Source organism: Bradyrhizobium manausense, from assembly GCF_018131105.1.
Lineage (GTDB): Bacteria > Pseudomonadota > Alphaproteobacteria > Rhizobiales > Xanthobacteraceae > Bradyrhizobium > Bradyrhizobium manausense_B.
This window is the reverse complement of record NZ_JAFCJI010000003.1, coordinates 235,592-252,510: the sequence shown is the minus strand read 5'-3', so window position 1 is coordinate 252,510 and position 16,919 is coordinate 235,592. Positions and strand designations below refer to the sequence as shown.

The 16,919-nt window shown below is 64.6% G+C and carries 16 protein-coding genes; 6 read left to right on the top strand and 10 right to left on the bottom strand.

The window, feature by feature from the left end; all coding sequences use genetic code 11:
• Nucleotides 1-22: 22 nt before the first annotated feature.
• Complete coding sequence (locus tag JQ631_RS27935; RefSeq protein ID WP_212332327.1) at nucleotides 23-526, bottom strand: DUF3455 domain-containing protein; 504 nt, start codon at nucleotides 524-526, stop codon at nucleotides 23-25.
• A 101-nt stretch (nucleotides 527-627) separates the two neighbouring features.
• A complete protein-coding gene (locus tag JQ631_RS27930) occupies nucleotides 628-1,842 on the bottom strand; it encodes an NADP-dependent isocitrate dehydrogenase (protein WP_212332323.1) in 1,215 nt (404 codons plus the stop codon).
• Between the two features lie 337 nt (nucleotides 1,843-2,179).
• Here JQ631_RS27930 and JQ631_RS27925 point away from each other — a divergent pair, with 337 nt between their 5' ends.
• The gene (locus tag JQ631_RS27925; protein ID WP_212332322.1) at nucleotides 2,180-3,379 is read left to right on the top strand and encodes a TrmJ/YjtD family RNA methyltransferase; all 1,200 of its coding nucleotides are present in this window, start codon (nucleotides 2,180-2,182) and stop codon (nucleotides 3,377-3,379) included.
• A 16-nt stretch (nucleotides 3,380-3,395) separates the two neighbouring features.
• Here JQ631_RS27925 and JQ631_RS27920 read toward each other — a convergent pair whose 3' ends face one another.
• The 3 genes from JQ631_RS27920 to mddA form a co-directional block, all read right to left on the bottom strand.
• Nucleotides 3,396-4,145: a hotdog family protein gene (locus tag JQ631_RS27920; protein WP_212332321.1), complete on the bottom strand. Its 750-nt coding sequence runs from the start codon at nucleotides 4,143-4,145 to the stop codon at nucleotides 3,396-3,398.
• A 123-nt stretch (nucleotides 4,146-4,268) separates the two neighbouring features.
• Nucleotides 4,269-5,246 (bottom strand): NADPH:quinone oxidoreductase family protein, encoded by a 978-nt coding sequence (locus JQ631_RS27915; protein WP_212332320.1) that lies wholly within the window; start codon nucleotides 5,244-5,246, stop codon nucleotides 4,269-4,271.
• Entirely contained in the window at nucleotides 5,243-5,980 is a 738-nt protein-coding gene (mddA, locus tag JQ631_RS27910) for a methanethiol S-methyltransferase (RefSeq protein ID WP_212332319.1), read from the bottom strand. The genes JQ631_RS27915 and mddA overlap by 4 nt, the downstream gene beginning before the upstream one ends.
• A 136-nt stretch (nucleotides 5,981-6,116) precedes the next feature.
• Between mddA and JQ631_RS27905 the strand changes: the two genes are divergently transcribed.
• On the top strand, nucleotides 6,117-7,688 hold the full coding sequence (locus tag JQ631_RS27905) for a bifunctional AfsR/SARP family transcriptional regulator/alpha/beta hydrolase (RefSeq protein WP_212332318.1): 1,572 nt from the start codon (nucleotides 6,117-6,119) through the stop codon (nucleotides 7,686-7,688).
• A 68-nt stretch (nucleotides 7,689-7,756) separates the two neighbouring features.
• Here the strand turns inward: JQ631_RS27905 and purB are convergent, their stop codons facing one another.
• Both purB and JQ631_RS27895 read right to left on the bottom strand, forming a co-directional pair.
• Nucleotides 7,757-9,199 (bottom strand): adenylosuccinate lyase, encoded by a 1,443-nt coding sequence (gene purB, locus JQ631_RS27900; RefSeq protein WP_212332310.1) that lies wholly within the window; start codon nucleotides 9,197-9,199, stop codon nucleotides 7,757-7,759.
• A gap of 84 nt (nucleotides 9,200-9,283) precedes the next feature.
• Nucleotides 9,284-9,607: a DUF1476 domain-containing protein gene (locus JQ631_RS27895; protein WP_212332308.1), complete on the bottom strand. Its 324-nt coding sequence runs from the start codon at nucleotides 9,605-9,607 to the stop codon at nucleotides 9,284-9,286.
• A 320-nt stretch (nucleotides 9,608-9,927) separates the two neighbouring features.
• On the opposite strand from JQ631_RS27895, the gene purC reads away from it, so the two are divergent.
• Nucleotides 9,928-10,695: a phosphoribosylaminoimidazolesuccinocarboxamide synthase gene (gene purC, locus JQ631_RS27890; protein WP_172782948.1), complete on the top strand. Its 768-nt coding sequence runs from the start codon at nucleotides 9,928-9,930 to the stop codon at nucleotides 10,693-10,695.
• A gap of 13 nt (nucleotides 10,696-10,708) precedes the next feature.
• Nucleotides 10,709-10,948 carry a phosphoribosylformylglycinamidine synthase subunit PurS gene (purS, locus tag JQ631_RS27885; protein ID WP_212332306.1) on the top strand — a complete coding sequence of 80 codons (240 nt, stop codon included), beginning with the start codon at nucleotides 10,709-10,711 and terminating at the stop codon, nucleotides 10,946-10,948.
• 49 nt (nucleotides 10,949-10,997) lie between these two features.
• Here the strand turns inward: purS and JQ631_RS27880 are convergent, their stop codons facing one another.
• Nucleotides 10,998-12,014 carry a magnesium and cobalt transport protein CorA gene (locus tag JQ631_RS27880; RefSeq protein ID WP_212332296.1) on the bottom strand — a complete coding sequence of 339 codons (1,017 nt, stop codon included), beginning with the start codon at nucleotides 12,012-12,014 and terminating at the stop codon, nucleotides 10,998-11,000.
• 168 nt (nucleotides 12,015-12,182) lie between these two features.
• Here JQ631_RS27880 and purQ point away from each other — a divergent pair, with 168 nt between their 5' ends.
• Nucleotides 12,183-12,884: a phosphoribosylformylglycinamidine synthase subunit PurQ gene (purQ, locus tag JQ631_RS27875; protein WP_212332294.1), complete on the top strand. Its 702-nt coding sequence runs from the start codon at nucleotides 12,183-12,185 to the stop codon at nucleotides 12,882-12,884.
• Between the two features lie 34 nt (nucleotides 12,885-12,918).
• Here purQ and JQ631_RS27870 read toward each other — a convergent pair whose 3' ends face one another.
• Both JQ631_RS27870 and JQ631_RS27865 read right to left on the bottom strand, forming a co-directional pair.
• Nucleotides 12,919-13,881 (bottom strand): DMT family transporter, encoded by a 963-nt coding sequence (locus JQ631_RS27870; protein WP_212332292.1) that lies wholly within the window; start codon nucleotides 13,879-13,881, stop codon nucleotides 12,919-12,921.
• A 75-nt stretch (nucleotides 13,882-13,956) separates the two neighbouring features.
• Complete coding sequence (locus tag JQ631_RS27865; RefSeq protein ID WP_212332283.1) at nucleotides 13,957-14,436, bottom strand: PaaI family thioesterase; 480 nt, start codon at nucleotides 14,434-14,436, stop codon at nucleotides 13,957-13,959.
• Between the two features lie 185 nt (nucleotides 14,437-14,621).
• Between JQ631_RS27865 and purL the strand changes: the two genes are divergently transcribed.
• Nucleotides 14,622-16,832: a phosphoribosylformylglycinamidine synthase subunit PurL gene (gene purL / locus JQ631_RS27860; RefSeq protein ID WP_212332281.1), complete on the top strand. Its 2,211-nt coding sequence runs from the start codon at nucleotides 14,622-14,624 to the stop codon at nucleotides 16,830-16,832.
• Nucleotides 16,833-16,919: the final 87 nt, after the last annotated feature.

Sequence of the window (16,919 nt, the reverse complement as noted above, 5' to 3'; positions counted from 1 at the left end):
CGCCGCGCCGTTCCGCTAAGGCTCAGCCCTTCTTCAGGAACACATACTCGGCCGAGTAGGGCGCGCTCTTGAACGCGCCGGCCTTGTCGCAGGCGCCGTCGAGCTTGCCGCCGTGCGTATTGATACGCTGGACCGTCGTCACCGGCGTCAGCACGCCGCTGCTGCGGTGGCTGGTGACCTCCAGCCTCAGCCAGGCGATGTCGGCAGCCGTTGCGCCCGGCGCGTTGCCGGCGGCCTTGGCGGCGACGGTGCTGCCGTCGGCGTGCTCCCAGTTCGGGCCGGCATAGTGGCGGCCGACGGTCTTGCCTTCTGAGAGCAGCGTCGCGATCGGCTCGCGAAACGCCCACGCGAGCTTGCCGTCAGTGCCGGCCTTGCACTCATAGACCTGCGCTCCCTCGGCATGGACGCTGAGCACGACGCTCTCGCCTGGTGCGGCGACGGCCTCGGGAAGCGTTTCCGCGGCGGAGGCCGGCCCGATCATGGCGGCGAGCACTAGCAGGCAAGGGAGGGCAAGCTTGGTCGACATGGTCGAATCTCTCCGCGAAGGGCTCTCATAAAGAAAACGGGCCGCGCTTTCGGCGCGGCCCGTGATGATGTCTGGCCCAGTCGGGCGAAAATGCGGACGGCTTAGGCCGCCAACGCTTTCGTGAGATTCTCCGCGACCTTGTCGAGGAAGCCGGTGGTCGACAGCCAGCGCTGGTCGGCGCCGACGAGGAGCGCGAGGTCCTTGGTCATGTAGCCTTCTTCGACCGTGTCGACGCAGACCTTTTCCAGCGTGCTCGCGAACTTCGCCAGCTGCGGATTGTTGTCGAGCTTGGCGCGGTGCGACAGGCCACGGGTCCAGGCGAAGATCGACGCGATCGAGTTGGTCGAGGTCTCCTTGCCCTTCTGGTGCTCGCGGTAGTGGCGGGTCACCGTGCCGTGGGCGGCTTCGGCTTCGACCGTCTTGCCATCAGGCGTGAGCAGCACCGAGGTCATCAGGCCGAGCGAGCCGTAGCCCTGCGCGACCGTATCGGACTGCACGTCGCCGTCGTAGTTCTTGCACGCCCAGACATAGCCGCCGGACCACTTCAGCGCCGAGGCGACCATGTCGTCGATCAGGCGGTGCTCGTAGGTCAGGCCCTTGGCGTCGAATTCCTTCTTGAACTCGCGCTCATAGACGTCCTGGAAGATATCCTTGAAGCGACCATCATAGATCTTCATGATCGTATTCTTGGTCGAGAGATAGACCGGGTAGTTGCGCAGCAGGCCGTAGTTCAGCGAAGCACGGGCGAAATCGATGATGGAGTCGTCGAGATTGTACATCTGCATCGCGACGCCGGAGCCCGGGGTCTTGAACACTTCCTTCTCGATGACGGTGCCGTCCTCGCCGACGAACTTCATCGTCAGCGTGCCCTTACCGGGGAACTTGATGTCCGTGGCGCGGTACTGGTCGCCATAGGCGTGGCGGCCGATGATGATCGGCTTGGTCCAGCCGGGAACCAGGCGCGGCACGTTCTTGCAGATGATCGGCTCGCGGAAGATCACGCCGCCGAGGATGTTCCGGATGGTGCCGTTCGGCGACTTCCACATCTGCTTGAGGTTGAACTCCTTCACCCGGGCCTCGTCGGGGGTGATGGTAGCGCACTTGACGCCGACGCCGACCTTCTTGATCGCCTCGGCCGCGTCGATCGTCACCTGATCGTTGGTCTCGTCGCGATATTCCATGCCCAGGTCGAAATAGAGCAGCTCGACATCGAGGTAGGGATTGATCAGCTTGTCCTTGATGTACTGCCAGATGATCCGGGTCATCTCGTCGCCATCGAGTTCGACGACGGGATTGGATACCTTGATTTTTGCCATGATCGGAGGAGCCTTCTTGGGAACGGCGCCGCCGGCGCCAATTTGAATATCCGCCGCCTCTTAGCACCTGATAGCAGCGGGCGAAAGCCAAGTGATTATGCACTTTTAGCTCATCCAGCTTCCACGGATGGGGGGCGGGGTGCGGCGCTGCGGCAGGGCGGGCCTCGACCTTCTGAAGAGATTCAAAAGTCGATTCCAACCCGTTATTTCCCCTTGAGAATTCTGTCAGGACAGGCAAACGACAGGCGATGAAAGCGGCTGGCCAGCGGCCGCTTTGAATCAATTTCTGAAGAGTGCCCTGGCAAGGCCTTGAGAACCGGTGTGAAAGCGAAACGAGATGTCGGGGACTGACAAGACCAAGGCAGGGCACGCGCTCGACGGTCCTATCGTGATCCTGGTCGAGCCGCAGCTCGGCGAAAACATCGGCATGGCCGCGCGCGCCATGGGCAATTTTGCCCTTGGCGCCTTGCGCATCGTCAACCCGCGCGACGGCTGGCCCAACATCGCGGCACAGCGGGCCGCCGCTGGCGCCGACCACATTCTGGAGAAGGTCGAGCTGTTCGACACGGTGGAGCAGGCGGTCGCCGATCTCGACCTGCTGTTCGCCACCACCGCCCGTCCCCACGACCAGGCCAAGCCGGTGGTCGGGCCGGAGGCGGCCGCAGCCGAGATTTCCGGGCACATCGCCACGGGTGGCAAGGCCGGCATCCTGTTCGGGCGCGAGCGCTGGGGGCTCACCAATGAGGAGGTCGGGCTCTCCAACCGCATCATCACCTTCCCGGTCAATCCGGGCTTCGCCTCGCTCAACCTCGCCCAGGCCGTGCTGCTGGTCGGCTATGAATGGTTCAAGCGGGCCACTTCAGGCGCGCTGCCGCACGGCATGCCCGAGCGTTCCGAGCGGGCCTCGCAGCACCAGATGCAGGCCTTCTTCGACAACCTCATCCGCGAGCTCGACCGGGTCGAATTCCTGCGGCCCGCAGAGAAGCGCGACACCATGCTGGTCAACCTGCGCAACATTTTCAGCCGCATGGAGCCGACCAAGCAGGACATGCACACGCTCCACGGCGTGGTGATGGCGATCGCCGAAGGGCGCAAGGGCCCGGCCAAGGGCGGCGTGCTCGACGGCGAGCAGGCCACGCGCTTGCGCGCGCTGCTCGCCGAGCACGGACAGGGTGGCGGCGTGCCCGACAGCGGCTCGACCGTACGCGGCCTGGCGCGCCTGCTGCGCCGCAACCCGACCGACGCCGAGCGTCTGCTCTGGCAGGCGCTGACGCGCGACCGCCGTTTCGCAGGTGGGTTCAAGCGCCAGACCCCGGTCGGCCGCCACATCCCGGACTTCGTCTCGTTCCCGCACCGGATCGCAATCGAGCTGGTGAATCCGGGCGAGGGCGAGACCATCGCCGCCGATCGCGCGTCGCGGCGATCGTGGTTGGAGGCGCGCGATTATCGCGTGCTGGAGATCCGGGCCGTAGATGTGGAGCGCGATATCGAGACCGAACTGGTGCGGCTGCAGGGGATGGTGGAGCAGGGCGCGTAGACTACGAGACCGTCACTCATCGTCCGAGCTGCACGTCGCGCTCGACTGCAATCCATGTCGTCTTCGCCACGGCCAGCAACTTCCCGCCCTCATCATGCAGGGCGGCTTCGGCCATGCGCTTGCGGCCGTCGCGGCCGGTGGGCCAGGCGGTGATGACGCAGCGATCTCCGGGGCGCGGGCGGGACTCGATGCGTGCGGACATTCGGCCCAGCAGGAGCGGTGTGCGATCGACGACGCTGCTTTGCGGGTTGCAATTGCAGGCGAAGCCGGTGGGGCAGTCGAGTGCCGACCATAAAAATTCGGAAGCGATCAAACCATCCTCGGCTGTCAGGCTCTGATTCGGTGTCCAGCTCGCTGCGAGAACGGGCGTGTGCGCATGCCGTCCGAGCGGTCCGACGAAGATGCGCAGGCCGTCGCCCTCAGCTCTCGCGGGGCCGCAGACGAAGCAGGTCGGCAGCGGATGCTCGTGCGGCTTGATGGGCGTCAGCAATTCGGCGGCGGATGCTTCCGCGAAGCTGGCAGTTTCCAGGCGCACGAGCTCGATACTCGCGGCGTGCCCCGTCGCGACGACCTTGGCGCCGTCGCGAAGCTCCCACCTGCCGTCGTCTGTGGCTGCTACATCGAGCGACGTGTCCAGGGGCGGCGGTGCGCGCAGCGTCACCTCGGCGCCGCCGGGAATGTGTTGCGCCAGCCGGCCGCAGACATAGCCGCCATTGCCGGAGTTCGGTGGGCCGCAATAGCGCTTGTCGATGATGATCTCGGTCAACGGTTACCTTCCAGAAGTTTCCACGGCGTCATGGCCGGGCTCGTCCCGGCCATCCACGCCTTGCACGCGGAAGAACGTGGATGCCCGGGACAAGCCCGGGCATGACGACCTTTTGCGGTTACTCTATCTGATCTTGAGCACAATTCTTCCCTGAACGGTGCGATTGGCGACGGCGCGCATGGCGTCAGCGGCAGCCTCCAAAGGCAGGATGCGATCGATGTGCGGGCGAATTTTTCCGTCAGCCAGCAATTGCATCAGCGTGTCGTTCATGCGCGCGGCCTCGTCGGAAAACCGTTCCGCCCAGGCGCCGACGAAGACACCGAGGATGGAATAATTCTTGAGCAGCGGCAGGTTCATCGGGATCGATGGAATCGCGCCGCCGGTGAAGCCGATCGGCATCAGCCGTCCACCCCATGCCATCAGCCGGGCCATCTGTTCGAAGATCGCGCCGCCGATATTGTCGAATCCGATATCGATGCCCTGGCCTGATGTGACCGACTTGATCCGCTCGCGCAGATCCCCGCTGCGATAGTTGATGACCTCGCCGGCGCCATAGCTGCGCACCAGCGCGGCCTTGTCGTCGGAGCCGACACCGGCGATGACGCGCAGGCCCAGATGGCGGCCGAGGTCGACGGCAGCAAGCCCGACTCCGCCGGCGGCACCTGTGATGAACACGGTCTCACCGCGTTGCGCCCGTGCGCGCTCGACCAGCGCATAATCGGCCGTGCCGTAGACGTGCAGCACCGTCGCAGCCGTCTCGAACGCGACGCCGTCAGGCAGACGCACGCTCTTGGATTCCTTGGCGATCATCCGTTCGGCGTAGCCACCGGTCCAGCTGCTGCACGCGACGCGATCGCCAGGGCTGAATTTTGTGACTTTGTCGCCAACCGCGACGACGACACCGGAGGCTTCCGTGCCGGGCACGAAGGGCAGAGGTGGCCGCATCTGGTAGAGGCCCGAGACCAGCAACCGGTCCATGAAGCTCACGGAGGCCGCATGGACGTCGATGAGGATCTCGTCGCCGGCAGGCTTGGGCTCGTCGATCTCACCGAGGCGCAGGTCCGCAGGGCCGGTGAACGAACTGCACAGAACAGCTTTCATCGCCGCGCTCCGAAAACACGAGGCAGAAGCATGGGAACGCGCCGGCGGTAGTCCTGGTAGATCGTGCCGAATGCGGCGATCAGATCCCGCTCCTCGAATTGCAGCGCGACCAGGATGTAGGCGGTGTTTGCGAGCGCAAACAGCAAATGGCCTGATGTCATCACCGGCGTCGCCCAGAATGCGAGCAGGAAGCCGAGCATCAGCGGATGCCGCACGATCTTGTAGAGCAGGGGCGTCCTGAAAGATTGACCTGGCATCTCGGCCCCGCGCCACGCGACGACAGCCTGGCGCACGCCGAACAGGTCGAAATGATCGATCATGTGGGTCGAGGCGAACGCGATCAGCCAGCCGAGCCAATGCACTGAGGTCAGCAGCCAGGCCAGAAGTCCGTCCGTCTGCCAGATCACGGTCGGGATCGGACGCCATTGCCAGAACAGCAGCAGGAGGATCAGGCTGGAGAGCAGGACATAGGTGCTGCGCTCGCAGGCCGCGGGAAGGAATTTGGCCGACCATCGTTTGAAGCCGGGACGCGCCATCACGCTGTGCTGGATGGCAAACAGGCTCATCAGCAGCAGGTTGACGACGATGGCTTCCCCCCAATTCACGGGGCTGCCGACGTCGATCGATTTTGGTACGACATAATTGCCGACGAAACCGAGCGCATAGAGAAACGAGACCGTGAACAGGGCGTAGCTCACGAGGGCATAGAGCAGGATGAGAAGGCGTGAGATCATGGTTTTTCCTATCGTGCCTGATAGAGCGGTGCCGCATGCAGGAGCCTGAATCGCTCGCCGGCGAAGGGGCTCGATCTGGCCCTTTGGCTACCGCTCGACCGTCCCCTGTCCGTCCCCCGAGGGCAGGAGCGAATCCGTGACGGCCTTCTCGCTTGGGACGTTCGGGTTCCCCGAGATCCATGCCGACGGCCGCCCAATCAAGCTGGCCTTGCGCAAGGGGCTCGCTCTGCTGGTCTATCTCGCCGAGGCCAAGGGCGCCGTCGCGCGGGACGTACTCGCGACGCAGCTATGGCCCGAGGCTGACCGCGAGACCGGACTTGCGCGCTTGCGGCGCCTGCTTCATCGCGTCGAGATCGCGCTCGGTGAGCCGGTTTTCGAGACCGACCGCACCAGTGTTCGCTGGTCGCCGGTTGCTGAACTGAGGGTTGACGCACACCTGTTCGAGAGCGCCTGCGACAGAGGTGCGTTTGAAGTGGCCTGCCAGACATATCGCGGCGACTTCCTCGCGGGCTTCTCGCCGGAAGGCTCGCCTGAGTTTGACGATTGGACATTCTTTCGCCGCGAGGCGCTGCGGGGACGGCTCGTGCACGCGCTGGAGCGTCTCGTGCAGGACAAGAATGCCGCGGGTGATCATTCTGCCGCGACCGCGCATGCGGGGCGTCTGGTCGAGCTCGATCCGCTCAGCGAAGTCTATGGCCGGCATCTGATCCGCAGCCTGCTGCTATCAGGCGATCGCGGCGCCGCGGAACGGCATCACGCCGCGCTGACGCAGCGGCTGCGTGATGAGCTCGGTGTGGCGCCAGAAGCCGAGACCGAGGCGCTGATGAGCCCCGCCGCCGCACCGCAGGCCATTCCGACGACGCGCTACGTCAAGGGCGCGGGCGTGCATCTGGCGTATCAGACCTATGGCAGTGGTCCGCTCGATATCCTCGTCATGCCTGGCTTCGTCTCGCATGTGGAGCGCGCCTGGGAGCATCCCGCGAGCCGGACGTTCCTGGCATCATTAATGAAGCTCGGGCGGCTCATCGTGTTCGATCGCCGCGGCATCGGGCTGTCCGATCGCGTCGGCTCAGCACCTGGCATCGACGTCACCGCGGAGGATATCGGCACCGTGCTACGTGCGGCGAGTTCGCGTCGCGTCGTGCTGTTTGGCGCATCCGAATGCGGGCCGGCCTGCGTCAAATTTGCCGTCGATGACCCCGGTCGCGTCGCCGGGCTCATTCTGTTCGGCGCATTGGCAAAAGGCTGCTGGGCGGAGGACTATCCGCATGCGCTGCGCGCCAGCCAGTATGATGCCTGGAGCAAGCATCTCATCGCGCAATGGGGCGGGCCGGTCGGGATCGAAGCTTTCGCGCCGAGCCTTGCGGGCGATCCGCAGGCGCGCGCGTGGTGGGCCGGGCTGTTGCGCGCGGCGTCCAGCCCCGGCGGCATCTCGGCCGTGCTGGAAGCGTTTCGCGATGCCGACGTGCGAGACCTGCTGCCGCAAATCGCCGTGCCGACGCTGGTGCTGCACCGGCGCGACGACAAGGCCGTGCGCATCGCGGCCGGCCGCGACGTGGCGAGCCGGATCAAGGGCGCGCAGTTCGTCGAGCTCGATGGCAACGATCACTGGTTCTTTGCCGGCGATCAACAGCCGGTGCTGGAGGCGATCAGGCGATTTACCCACGCTTTGCCGGGGCGAGGCGAGGGCGCCGGTGCGAGGCGTTAGGCCTCGCCAAGCGCACGTGGCGAGCACGAATGGAATTTTCCATTCGCTCCTCGCATCTCACTGTTTGCTTACAGTATCGCGCCCGGCGTGTACTTGGCCGCTTCGGGCTTCGCCTTGGCGAGCGCATCGACCTGTTCGGCGAAGTAGTCGACCTGAGCCCCGGCATCGCCGGAATTGGCGCGGCCGTGATCGAGCACGCGCTCAAGTTCGGCTTCGCTCAATCCCAGGCGCTGGTCGGCGGCGAGACGCTTGAGCAGGTCGTTCTGCGCGATCTTGCCGGTGCGCAGGTCGCGAATGGCCGCGACCGCGTGCTCCTTGATCGCTTCATGCGCGCCTTCACGCCCCGAGCCCTTCTTCACCGCTTCCATCATCACCGTGGTGGTCAGCAGGAAGGGCAGATAGCGGTTCAGCTCGGTCGCGACGACGGCGTCGAAGATTTCCATCTGGTCGAGCACGGAGAGCAGGGTCTCGAGCAGGCCGTCCATGGCAAGGAAGGCATCGGGCAGCATGACGCGGCGGACGACCGAGCAGGAGACGTCGCCTTCGTTCCACTGATCGCCGGCAAGTCCCGCGGCCATCGTCAGATAGCCCTTCAAGATGACATGCAGGCCGTTGATGCGCTCGCAGGAGCGGCTGTTCATCTTGTGCGGCATCGCGGACGAGCCGACCTGGCCCTTGGCAAAGCCTTCGCTGGCAAGCTCGTGGCCCGCCATCAGGCGCAGCGTCTTGGCGAAATTGCCGGGGCCGCTGGCGAGCTCGGTGAGCACGCTGACGGCGCGGAAGTCGAGGCTGCGCGGATAGACCTGGCCGACCGCATCAAAACTCCTGGGCAGGCCGAGATGGACGAGAATGCGCTGCTCGAGCGCGCGTGCCTTGCCGGCATCGCCGTTGAACAGAGTGATCTGGTCGAGCCTTGTGCCGACCGCGCCCTTCAGGCCGCGCGCGGGATAGGTGTCGAGCACGTTGACCAGGCTCTGATGCGACACCAGCATCTCCTCGCCGAACATGGCGATGCGCTTGCCGAGCGTCGTGACCTGCGCGGCCACGTTGTGCGTGCGCGCCGTGAACGGCATGTCGCGCAACTGCTTGGCGTGCTTGGCAAAGCGAATGAGCGCGGCGATGCTCTTGGTCTCGATGAGCTGGAGCCCGCGGTAGACCTGCAACTGCTCCACGTTCTCGGTGAGGTCGCGGCTGGTCATACCCTTGTGCAGGTGCTCGTGACCGGCCAGATCGCAGAACTCTTCGATCCGCGCCTTGACGTCATGGCGGGTGATGCGCTCGCGCCGCATGATGGAATCCAGGTCGACCTGGTCCTTCACGCGCTCGTACGATTCGATCACGCCATCGGGCACCGGGATGCCGAGATCGCGCTGGCCCTTCAGCACGGCGATCCAGTAGTCGCGTTCGAGGCGAACCTTGCCTTCACCGCTCCAGATCGCGCGCATCGCGGGCGAGGCATAGCGTTGGGCGAGGACGTTTGAGATGTGATCTTGGCGGTTTTCCTGGGACATGCCGCCCATTTGGCATTGCCGGGAGCTGGCTGCAAGCCCGGGAGCGCGGGCGGCGGACAGGGCTTCCGCTGCCCGCTGTTAAGCTTACGTCCCGGCCTTCACATCGGCGGCCGCGACCGCGATCAGCTCGCTCATCTTGGCGCGAATCGCCTGCTCGCTGGCAGCCACGTTCTTGGCGGCGAAATCGGTCATGACCTTGCGCAGGACGTCGCCGTCGCCGGCCTCCTCGAAATCGGCAGCGACGACCTCCTTGGCATAGGCGGTGGCGGCGTCGCCTGTGATTCCGAGCTTTTCGGCCGCCCACAGCCCCAGCAGCCGGTTACGGCGGGCCTCTGCCCTGAATTTCTGCTCCTCGTCGAGGGCAAACTTCTTCTCAAAGCCTTCTTCGCGCTTGTTGAATTCGCTCATGCGTCTTCCGATTCCTTCAGTCGCTGGACGTGGTGGCCCTCGTTGCGAGGACCCCCGCCCATGCCTAGATAAGGGGCATGATCGGCCGAACAACGAGCCGTAAAGCCGCAGGCAAGGGCGGTATAAGTCAGCGTCGGATGGACCGGATCGATTGTGCTGGGACAGCCAATCGGATAGGTTGCCTGAAGGCTTGGTTCCCGTTCTGTTTCCTTGGGTTCCAGACGGGGTCCGAGCCGTTCACGGCAGCTCCGCTGTGGGTCGTAACCTGGTAACCGGAGCACACCAAATACATGGATTTCAACAAAACACGGTACATCCCAATGAGCCGTCGGCGTCGCATTTATGAAGGCAAGGCAAAGGTTCTGTATGAAGGTCCCGAGCCCGGTACCCTGATCCAGCACTTCAAGGATGACGCCACCGCGTTCAATGCCAAAAAGCATCAGGTGATCGAGGGCAAGGGTGTCCTCAACAACCGGATCTCGGAGTACCTGTTTCAGCACCTCAACGACATCGGGGTGCCGACCCACTTCATCCGCCGCCTCAACATGCGCGAGCAGTTGATTCGCGAGGTCGAGATCGTGCCGCTCGAAGTGGTGGTGCGGAACGTTGCCGCCGGCTCGCTGTCGCAGCGCCTCGGCATCGAGGAAGGCACCCAGCTGCCCCGTTCGATCATCGAATTCTATTACAAGAACGACCAGCTCAACGACCCCATGGTGTCGGAAGAGCACATCACCGCCTTCGGCTGGGCCACGCCGCAGGAGATCGACGACATCATGGCGCTCGCCATCCGCGTCAACGACTTCCTGACCGGCCTTTTCCTCGGCATCGGCATCCGCCTCGTCGACTTCAAGATGGAGTGCGGCCGGCTGTTCGAGAACGAGATGATGCGCATTATCGTCGCCGACGAGATCTCGCCGGACAGCTGCCGTCTGTGGGACATCAAGTCGAACGAGAAGCTCGACAAGGACCGTTTCCGCAGGGACCTCGGTGGCCTGCTCGAGGCCTACACCGAAGTCGCCAAGCGCCTCGGCATCCTCATGGAGAACGAGCGTCCGCAGGGCACGGGTCCCGTGCTGGTGAAGAGCTGAAGAGGATTATGACGTGAAGGCACGTGTGACCGTTACCCTGAAGACGGGTATTCTTGATCCTCAGGGCAAGGCCATCGAAGGCGCGCTGAAGTCGCTCGGCGTCGACGGCGTCGCCAGCGTGCGGCAGGGCAAGGTGTTCGACATCGAGATCGCCGGCGCCGACAAGGCCAAGGCCGAAGCCGCGCTGAAGGACGCCGCGGACAAGCTGCTCGCCAACACCGTGATCGAGAACTATCGCGTCGAGATCGTCTAAGTCTGCCGAGCAGTCCTGGTCGCGATATTGGCGGCCAGGCGCTCTCGCTTCACAGCCATCCGACGCGGCGGAAGCGCCAATACAGGCCGGCGCAGGCGAGCGCCATCAGCCCCATGACGACGAAGTAGCTGTACTCCCATTGCAGCTCGGGGATGTATTTGAAGTTCATCCCATAAATGCCGGCCACGGCGGTCGGCACCGCGAGGATCGCAAGCCCTGAGGCGAGCTTCTTCGATACCGCCGTTTCCTGCGCCTGGCCAACCAGCAGGCTCGCCTCGAACGCGAACGCCAGCACCTCGCGCATGGAATCGATGCGCTCCTGGATGTTGCGGACGTGATCGGTGACGTCACGGAACAGCGGCTGCATGGTCGGCCGGACCATCGACAGCTCGTCATGTTCCAGCCGGCGGCAGACTTCGACCAGGGGGCCGATCGCGTTGCGCAGCCGCAAGAGGTCGCGGCGCAGCATGTAGAGGCGTTCGATCTGTGCCTTGGTGATCACGTTCGACAGCACGTAATCTTCGATCTCTTCGATTTCCTCGTGAATGCTCTCGAGCACTGGAGAGTAGTTGTCGACGATGAAATCGAGGATCGCATAGAGGATGTAGTCCTCACCGCGGGCGAGCGCCCGCGGGCAGCTTTCGCAGCGCTCGCGCACCGTGGTGTAGGATGTCGAGGCGCCGTGGCGCACCGTCACGAGATAACCTTCGCCGACGAAGATATGCGTTTCGCCAAAGGCGATCCGGCCTTCGGTCAATTGCGCCGTGCGCGCCACGATGAACAGGGCTTCGCCATATTGCTCGATCTTCGGCCGCTGATGGGCGTGGTTGGCGTCCTCGATGGCGAGGTCGTGCAGGTCGAACTGCTTCTGCACCGCGCCTAGCAGTGCCATGTCGGGCTCGTGCAGCCCGATCCAGACCACGTGGCCGGGCTTGGCCCGCCAGCTCGAGGCCGCGCTGATGGCGATATTGGCGACGCGCCGCCCGTCGACATAGGCGCCGGCCGCGACGACGCCCTCGGTGGGCACCGGTTCGGAAGGAGATACGGGCCGTGACGGGATATTCATGGCATCCATCCCGGGCAAAATCGTTGGGCAGACGTGCCGTTGCTATGGCCTGTGTACAAGGCCGTCCGGCAAGGCTAGCACTGGTAAAATCCCCGTCAAATGGCTATGTCTCCTCGTGAATTGGCCCGCGGGGCCAACCCGATTCCAGCTACTCTGGGAACCCGAAGCATGAAAGCCGCCATCCTCGTCTTTCCCGGAATCAATCGCGAGCGCGACATGGCGCGGGCGTTGAAACTGATCTCGGGCCACGAGCCTGCGATGGTGTGGCACGCCGAACCGTCATTGCCCGCGGGCACCGACCTCGTTGTCGTGCCCGGCGGGTTCTCCTACGGCGATTATCTGCGCTGTGGTGCGATCGCGGCGCGGGCGCCCGTCATGGATGCGGTGCGCGACTATGCGGCCAAGGGCGGTCTCGTGCTCGGCGTCTGCAACGGTTTCCAGATCCTCTGCGAGTCGGGCCTGCTGCCTGGCGTGCTGATGCGCAACGCGCGGCTGAAGTTCATCTGCAAGGACGTGCATCTGCGCGTCGAGCGCTCCGACACGCCGTTCACCCGCGGCTACAATGCCGGCCAGGTGATCCGCGTGCCGGTCGCGCATGGCGAGGGTAATTACGAGGCGGACGAAGAGACCATCAAGCGCATCGAAGGCGAGGGGCGGGTGCTCTATCGCTATTGCTCCGCTGACGGGGCGGTTGACGAAAGCCACAACATCAACGGCGCGGCGCATTCGATTGCCGGCCTCGTCAACGACAAGGGCAACGTGCTCGGCATGATGCCGCATCCGGAAAATCACGTCGAAGACATCATGGGCTGCACCGACGGCCGCGGCCTGTTCGCAGGGCTGACTGCGCACCTCGAAAAGGCTGCGTAATCCTGCTCGTGATGAAGCGTGCGCTCGCGGCGATCTAACGCGCGCGCTTCAGCCGTTCCGCCGGCACCGTCATCGCCGCGACGCCGGCCATCACCAGCAGCAGGCCCAGCGCCAGGTTCGACGGTACGCTTTCGCCGAGCAGCAGCACCGACAGCGCGACGCCGATCGGGATGCGCAGATATCCCTGCGCGTTCGTCGTCAGCGTGCCGAGCCGGCTGAGGCACATGTAGAACAACATCAGGCCGAGCGCGCTGGAGACGATCCCCATGACGACAGTGGCGATGATCGCTGATGGCGTTGGATGCAGGGTCCAGGGCTGGTCGATGATCAGCGACGGCGGCAGCAGCAGGAGGCCGCCGAACAGGAGCGAGCCGGCCGCCACCACCATCGGGTCGTAATCGGAGAGCCTCAGGCCGAAGATCGTTGCGCAGGCGAAAGAGATGGTCGCGAGCAGGATCGCGATCTCCGCCACGATCTCGCTGCCAAAGCCGCGCAACGCATCGAGCCCGATGATGGCGATCGTGCCGGCGAGACCGAGGATCGCGCCTGCGAGCTTCATCAGCGTCGCTGGCTCGTGCCGGGTGATCAGCGAGGTGATCAGGAAAGCGAAGATCGGCGTCGTCGACGCGAGCACCACGGTGTTCGATGCCGGCACATATTGCTGTGACCAGGTGATGACCAGGAACGGAACCGTCGAGTTGATGAGCTGCTGTGTCGCAAACAGCTTCCACGCCTTCATGTCGGTCGGGACCCTGACGCCGCGCATCCACAGGATCGCGAACAGGAAGGCGGCCGCGATCAGTGAGCGCACCGAGATGAAAGTGATCGGCGGGATCGTGGGAAGCGCCAGCTTCGCCAGCGGGTAGGTCGAGCTCCAGCAGCAGGCGAGTGCGAACAGCAACGCGTAATCACGCCAGTTGCGCGCGCCTTTGACGGTGATGGATGGTGGTGACGACGACGCTGCGTCCGCTATGCGGCCTGTCGTGGTCTGCGGCACCTTGTTTCTGCTCCCCCGCGCCAACGCGCTTTCCGCAAGTCTGGGCGAGGGGGCGCGAAAAGGGAAGGCGTCGAGCTATGCGTTTGCCGGCAGTGCCGGCTTCCGCTTGACCCGCTTGATCGTGCCCGAGAACGTGAACAGCGGCCGGCCGGCCGAGGTCAGCTTGCCGCGCAGGAAGATCAGCGAGCCGCCGGCCCGCGAGACTTCGCCGGTGCATTCGACCAGTTCGCCCTCGCGGGCCGCGTCGAGGAAATCGCAGGCAAAATTGGTTGTCACGGCCGGGCCGTCCAGCTCGTGGGTCGCGATCGCGAACAGGCAATAGTCGGCAAACGCCATGAAGCAGCCGCCATGGACGTTCCCGGAGCCGTTGAGGTGCTTTTTCTCGACCCGGAACGCCGAGTGGACGCTGCCGTCACCCTCGATCTTGTGCCAGAACGGGCCGATATGGCTCTCAAAACTGTCGCGAATCCAGGTCCGCCAGCCCGTGAACTCGCCCTCGGTGGCGACATGCAGGTCCGGACGACGGGTGGAGGGGACTTTGGTCAATTCGTGCAAGGAAATGGGCCTTCAATTACGGGTCTTTAGCCCTTAAATCCGATCCGTCAGCGCCTTGCAATTCCCGTTCCCGCCGACCCCGCTTGCAAAACGTGGGACAGCGGGAAAATGCGCCATAAAGGGCTTTTCGTACGCCCCCGATGTTCCTAAGAACGGCCAAACCGCCGCCGAAAGCCCCTGAAGCCATGAAGAACGAACCCAAGATCACCCCCGAACTGGTTGCCGCCCACGGGCTCAAGCCCGACGAATACGAGCGCATCCTGAAGCTGATCGGACGGGAGCCGACTTTCACCGAGCTCGGCATCTTCTCGGCGATGTGGAACGAGCACTGCTCGTACAAATCCTCGCGCATCCATCTCAAGGGCCTGCCGACCAAGGCGCCCTGGGTGATCCAGGGCCCGGGCGAGAATGCCGGCGTGATCGACATCGGCGACGGCCAGGCCGTGGTCTTCAAGATGGAGAGCCACAACCACCCGAGCTACATCGAGCCCTATCAGGGCGCGACCACCGGCGTCGGCGGCATTCTGCGCGACGTCTTCACGATGGGCGCGCGCCCGATCGCCTGCCTCAATGCGCTGAGCTTCGGTGCGCCCGAGCATGCCAGGACACGGCATCTCGTCTCCGGCGTGGTTGCCGGCGTCGGCGGCTATGGCAATTCGTTCGGCGTGCCGACCGTCGGCGGCCAGGTGCGCTTCCACACCCGCTATGACGGCAACATCCTCGTCAACGCGATGGCCGTCGGTCTCGCCGATGCCGACAAGATTTTCTATGCGGCGGCCTCCGGCGTGAACATGCCGATCGTCTATCTCGGCTCAAAGACCGGCCGCGACGGCATCCACGGTGCCTCGATGGCGTCGGCCGAGTTCGACGACAAGTCCGAGGAGAAGCGCCCAACCGTGCAGGTCGGCGATCCCTTTGCCGAGAAGCTGCTGCTCGAGGCCTGCCTCGAGATCATGGAAGCCGATTGCGTCATCGCGATCCAGGACATGGGCGCGGCGGGGCTCACCTGCTCGGCGGTCGAGATGGGCGCAAAGGGCGATCTCGGCGTGGACCTCGATCTCGATGCGGTGCCGACCCGCGAGATCGGCATGAGCGCCTACGAGATGATGCTCTCGGAAAGCCAGGAGCGCATGCTCATGGTGCTCAAGCCCGAGAAGGAAAAGGAAGCCGAGGCGATCTTCAGGAAGTGGGGCCTCGACTTCGCCGTCGTCGGCTACACGACGCCGAGCAAGCGCTTCGTGGTCAAGCATGGCGGCGACGTCATGGCCGATCTGCCGATCAAGGAGCTCGGTGACGAGGCGCCGCTCTATGACCGTCCGCATGTCCCGTCCGCTGCGCTGCCGATCGTGCACGCGCGCGAGGTACCGGCGCCGATGGCGCTCGGTGCGGCGCTGGAGAAGGTGATCGGGACGCCCGACATGTGCAGCAAGCGCTGGGTCTGGGAGCAGTACGACCACGTCATTCTCGGCAACACCATGCAGCGTCCCGGTGGCGATGCCGCCGTCGTCCGCGTGCAGGACGGACCGAAGGGCCTCGCGCTGACCGTCGACGTCACGCCGCGCTATTGCGAGGCCGATCCGTATCAGGGCGGCATGCAAGCGGTCGCGGAAGCCTGGCGCAACATCACCGCCGTTGGCGGCAAGCCGCTCGCAATCACCGACAATCTCAACTTCGGCAACCCCGAGCGGCCCGAAATCATGGGCCAGTTCGTCGGCTGCCTGAAGGGCATTTCGGAAGCCTGCCGCACGCTCGACTTCCCGGTCGTGTCAGGCAACGTCTCGCTCTACAACGAGACCAACGGCCGCGCGATCCTGCCGACACCGTCGATTGGCGGCGTCGGTCTGCTCGACGATTTCACCAAATCAGCCTCGCTCGCCTTCAAGGCCGAGGGCGAAGCGATCCTCCTGGTCGGTGAGACCCATGGCTGGCTTGGCCAGTCCGTCTACCTGCGCGACATCTGCGGTCGCGAGGAGGGCGCGCCGCCGCCGGTCGATCTCGCCGCCGAAAAGCGCAACGGTGATTGCGTGCGCGGCATGATCCATGCGGGCACCGCGACCGCCGTGCATGACCTCTCCGATGGTGGCCTGCTGGTCGCGCTCGCCGAAATGGCGATGGCGAGCGGCATCGGCGCAAAGCTGCTGGCGGCGCCTACCTCGCTGGTCTCGCAGGCCTATTGGTTCGGCGAGGATCAGGCGCGCTATCTCGTCACCGTGCCGGAAACGGAAGCCGGCCGCGTGCTCGCCAAGATGCGCGGCTGCGAGGTGCCCTGCGTGCGGATCGGCACCACCGGTGGCGACGCCATCGCGATCGCAGGCGAGGTGCCTGTCACGATCGAGAGCCTGCGGACTTCTCACGAGCGCTGGCTGCCGGACTACATGGGCGGGAAGGCGGCGTAAGGCGGTTTCTCCGTCATTGCGAGCGTAGCGAAGCAATCCAGAATCCGTTTGCGGAGACAGTCTGGATTGCTTCGCTACGCTCGCAAT

Excerpts from the sequence above, each read along its gene's own strand:
- purQ (WP_212332294.1), top strand. The coding sequence starts at position 12,183 with ATGAAAGCCGCCATCCTCGTCTTTCCCGGAATCAATCGCGAGCGCGAC.
- JQ631_RS27915 (WP_212332320.1), bottom strand. The coding sequence starts at position 5,246 with ATGAAAGCTGTTCTGTGCAGTTCGTTCACCGGCCCTGCGGACCTGCGC.
- purL (WP_212332281.1), top strand. The coding sequence starts at position 14,622 with ATGAAGAACGAACCCAAGATCACCCCCGAACTGGTTGCCGCCCACGGG.
- JQ631_RS27880 (WP_212332296.1), bottom strand. The coding sequence starts at position 12,014 with ATGAATATCCCGTCACGGCCCGTATCTCCTTCCGAACCGGTGCCCACC.
- purB (WP_212332310.1), bottom strand. The coding sequence starts at position 9,199 with ATGTCCCAGGAAAACCGCCAAGATCACATCTCAAACGTCCTCGCCCAA.
- JQ631_RS27935 (WP_212332327.1), bottom strand. The coding sequence starts at position 526 with ATGTCGACCAAGCTTGCCCTCCCTTGCCTGCTAGTGCTCGCCGCCATG.
- JQ631_RS27925 (WP_212332322.1), top strand. The coding sequence starts at position 2,180 with ATGTCGGGGACTGACAAGACCAAGGCAGGGCACGCGCTCGACGGTCCT.
- mddA (WP_212332319.1), bottom strand. The coding sequence starts at position 5,980 with ATGATCTCACGCCTTCTCATCCTGCTCTATGCCCTCGTGAGCTACGCC.
- JQ631_RS27895 (WP_212332308.1), bottom strand. The coding sequence starts at position 9,607 with ATGAGCGAATTCAACAAGCGCGAAGAAGGCTTTGAGAAGAAGTTTGCC.
- JQ631_RS27930 (WP_212332323.1), bottom strand. The coding sequence starts at position 1,842 with ATGGCAAAAATCAAGGTATCCAATCCCGTCGTCGAACTCGATGGCGAC.
- purC (WP_172782948.1), top strand. The coding sequence starts at position 9,928 with ATGAGCCGTCGGCGTCGCATTTATGAAGGCAAGGCAAAGGTTCTGTAT.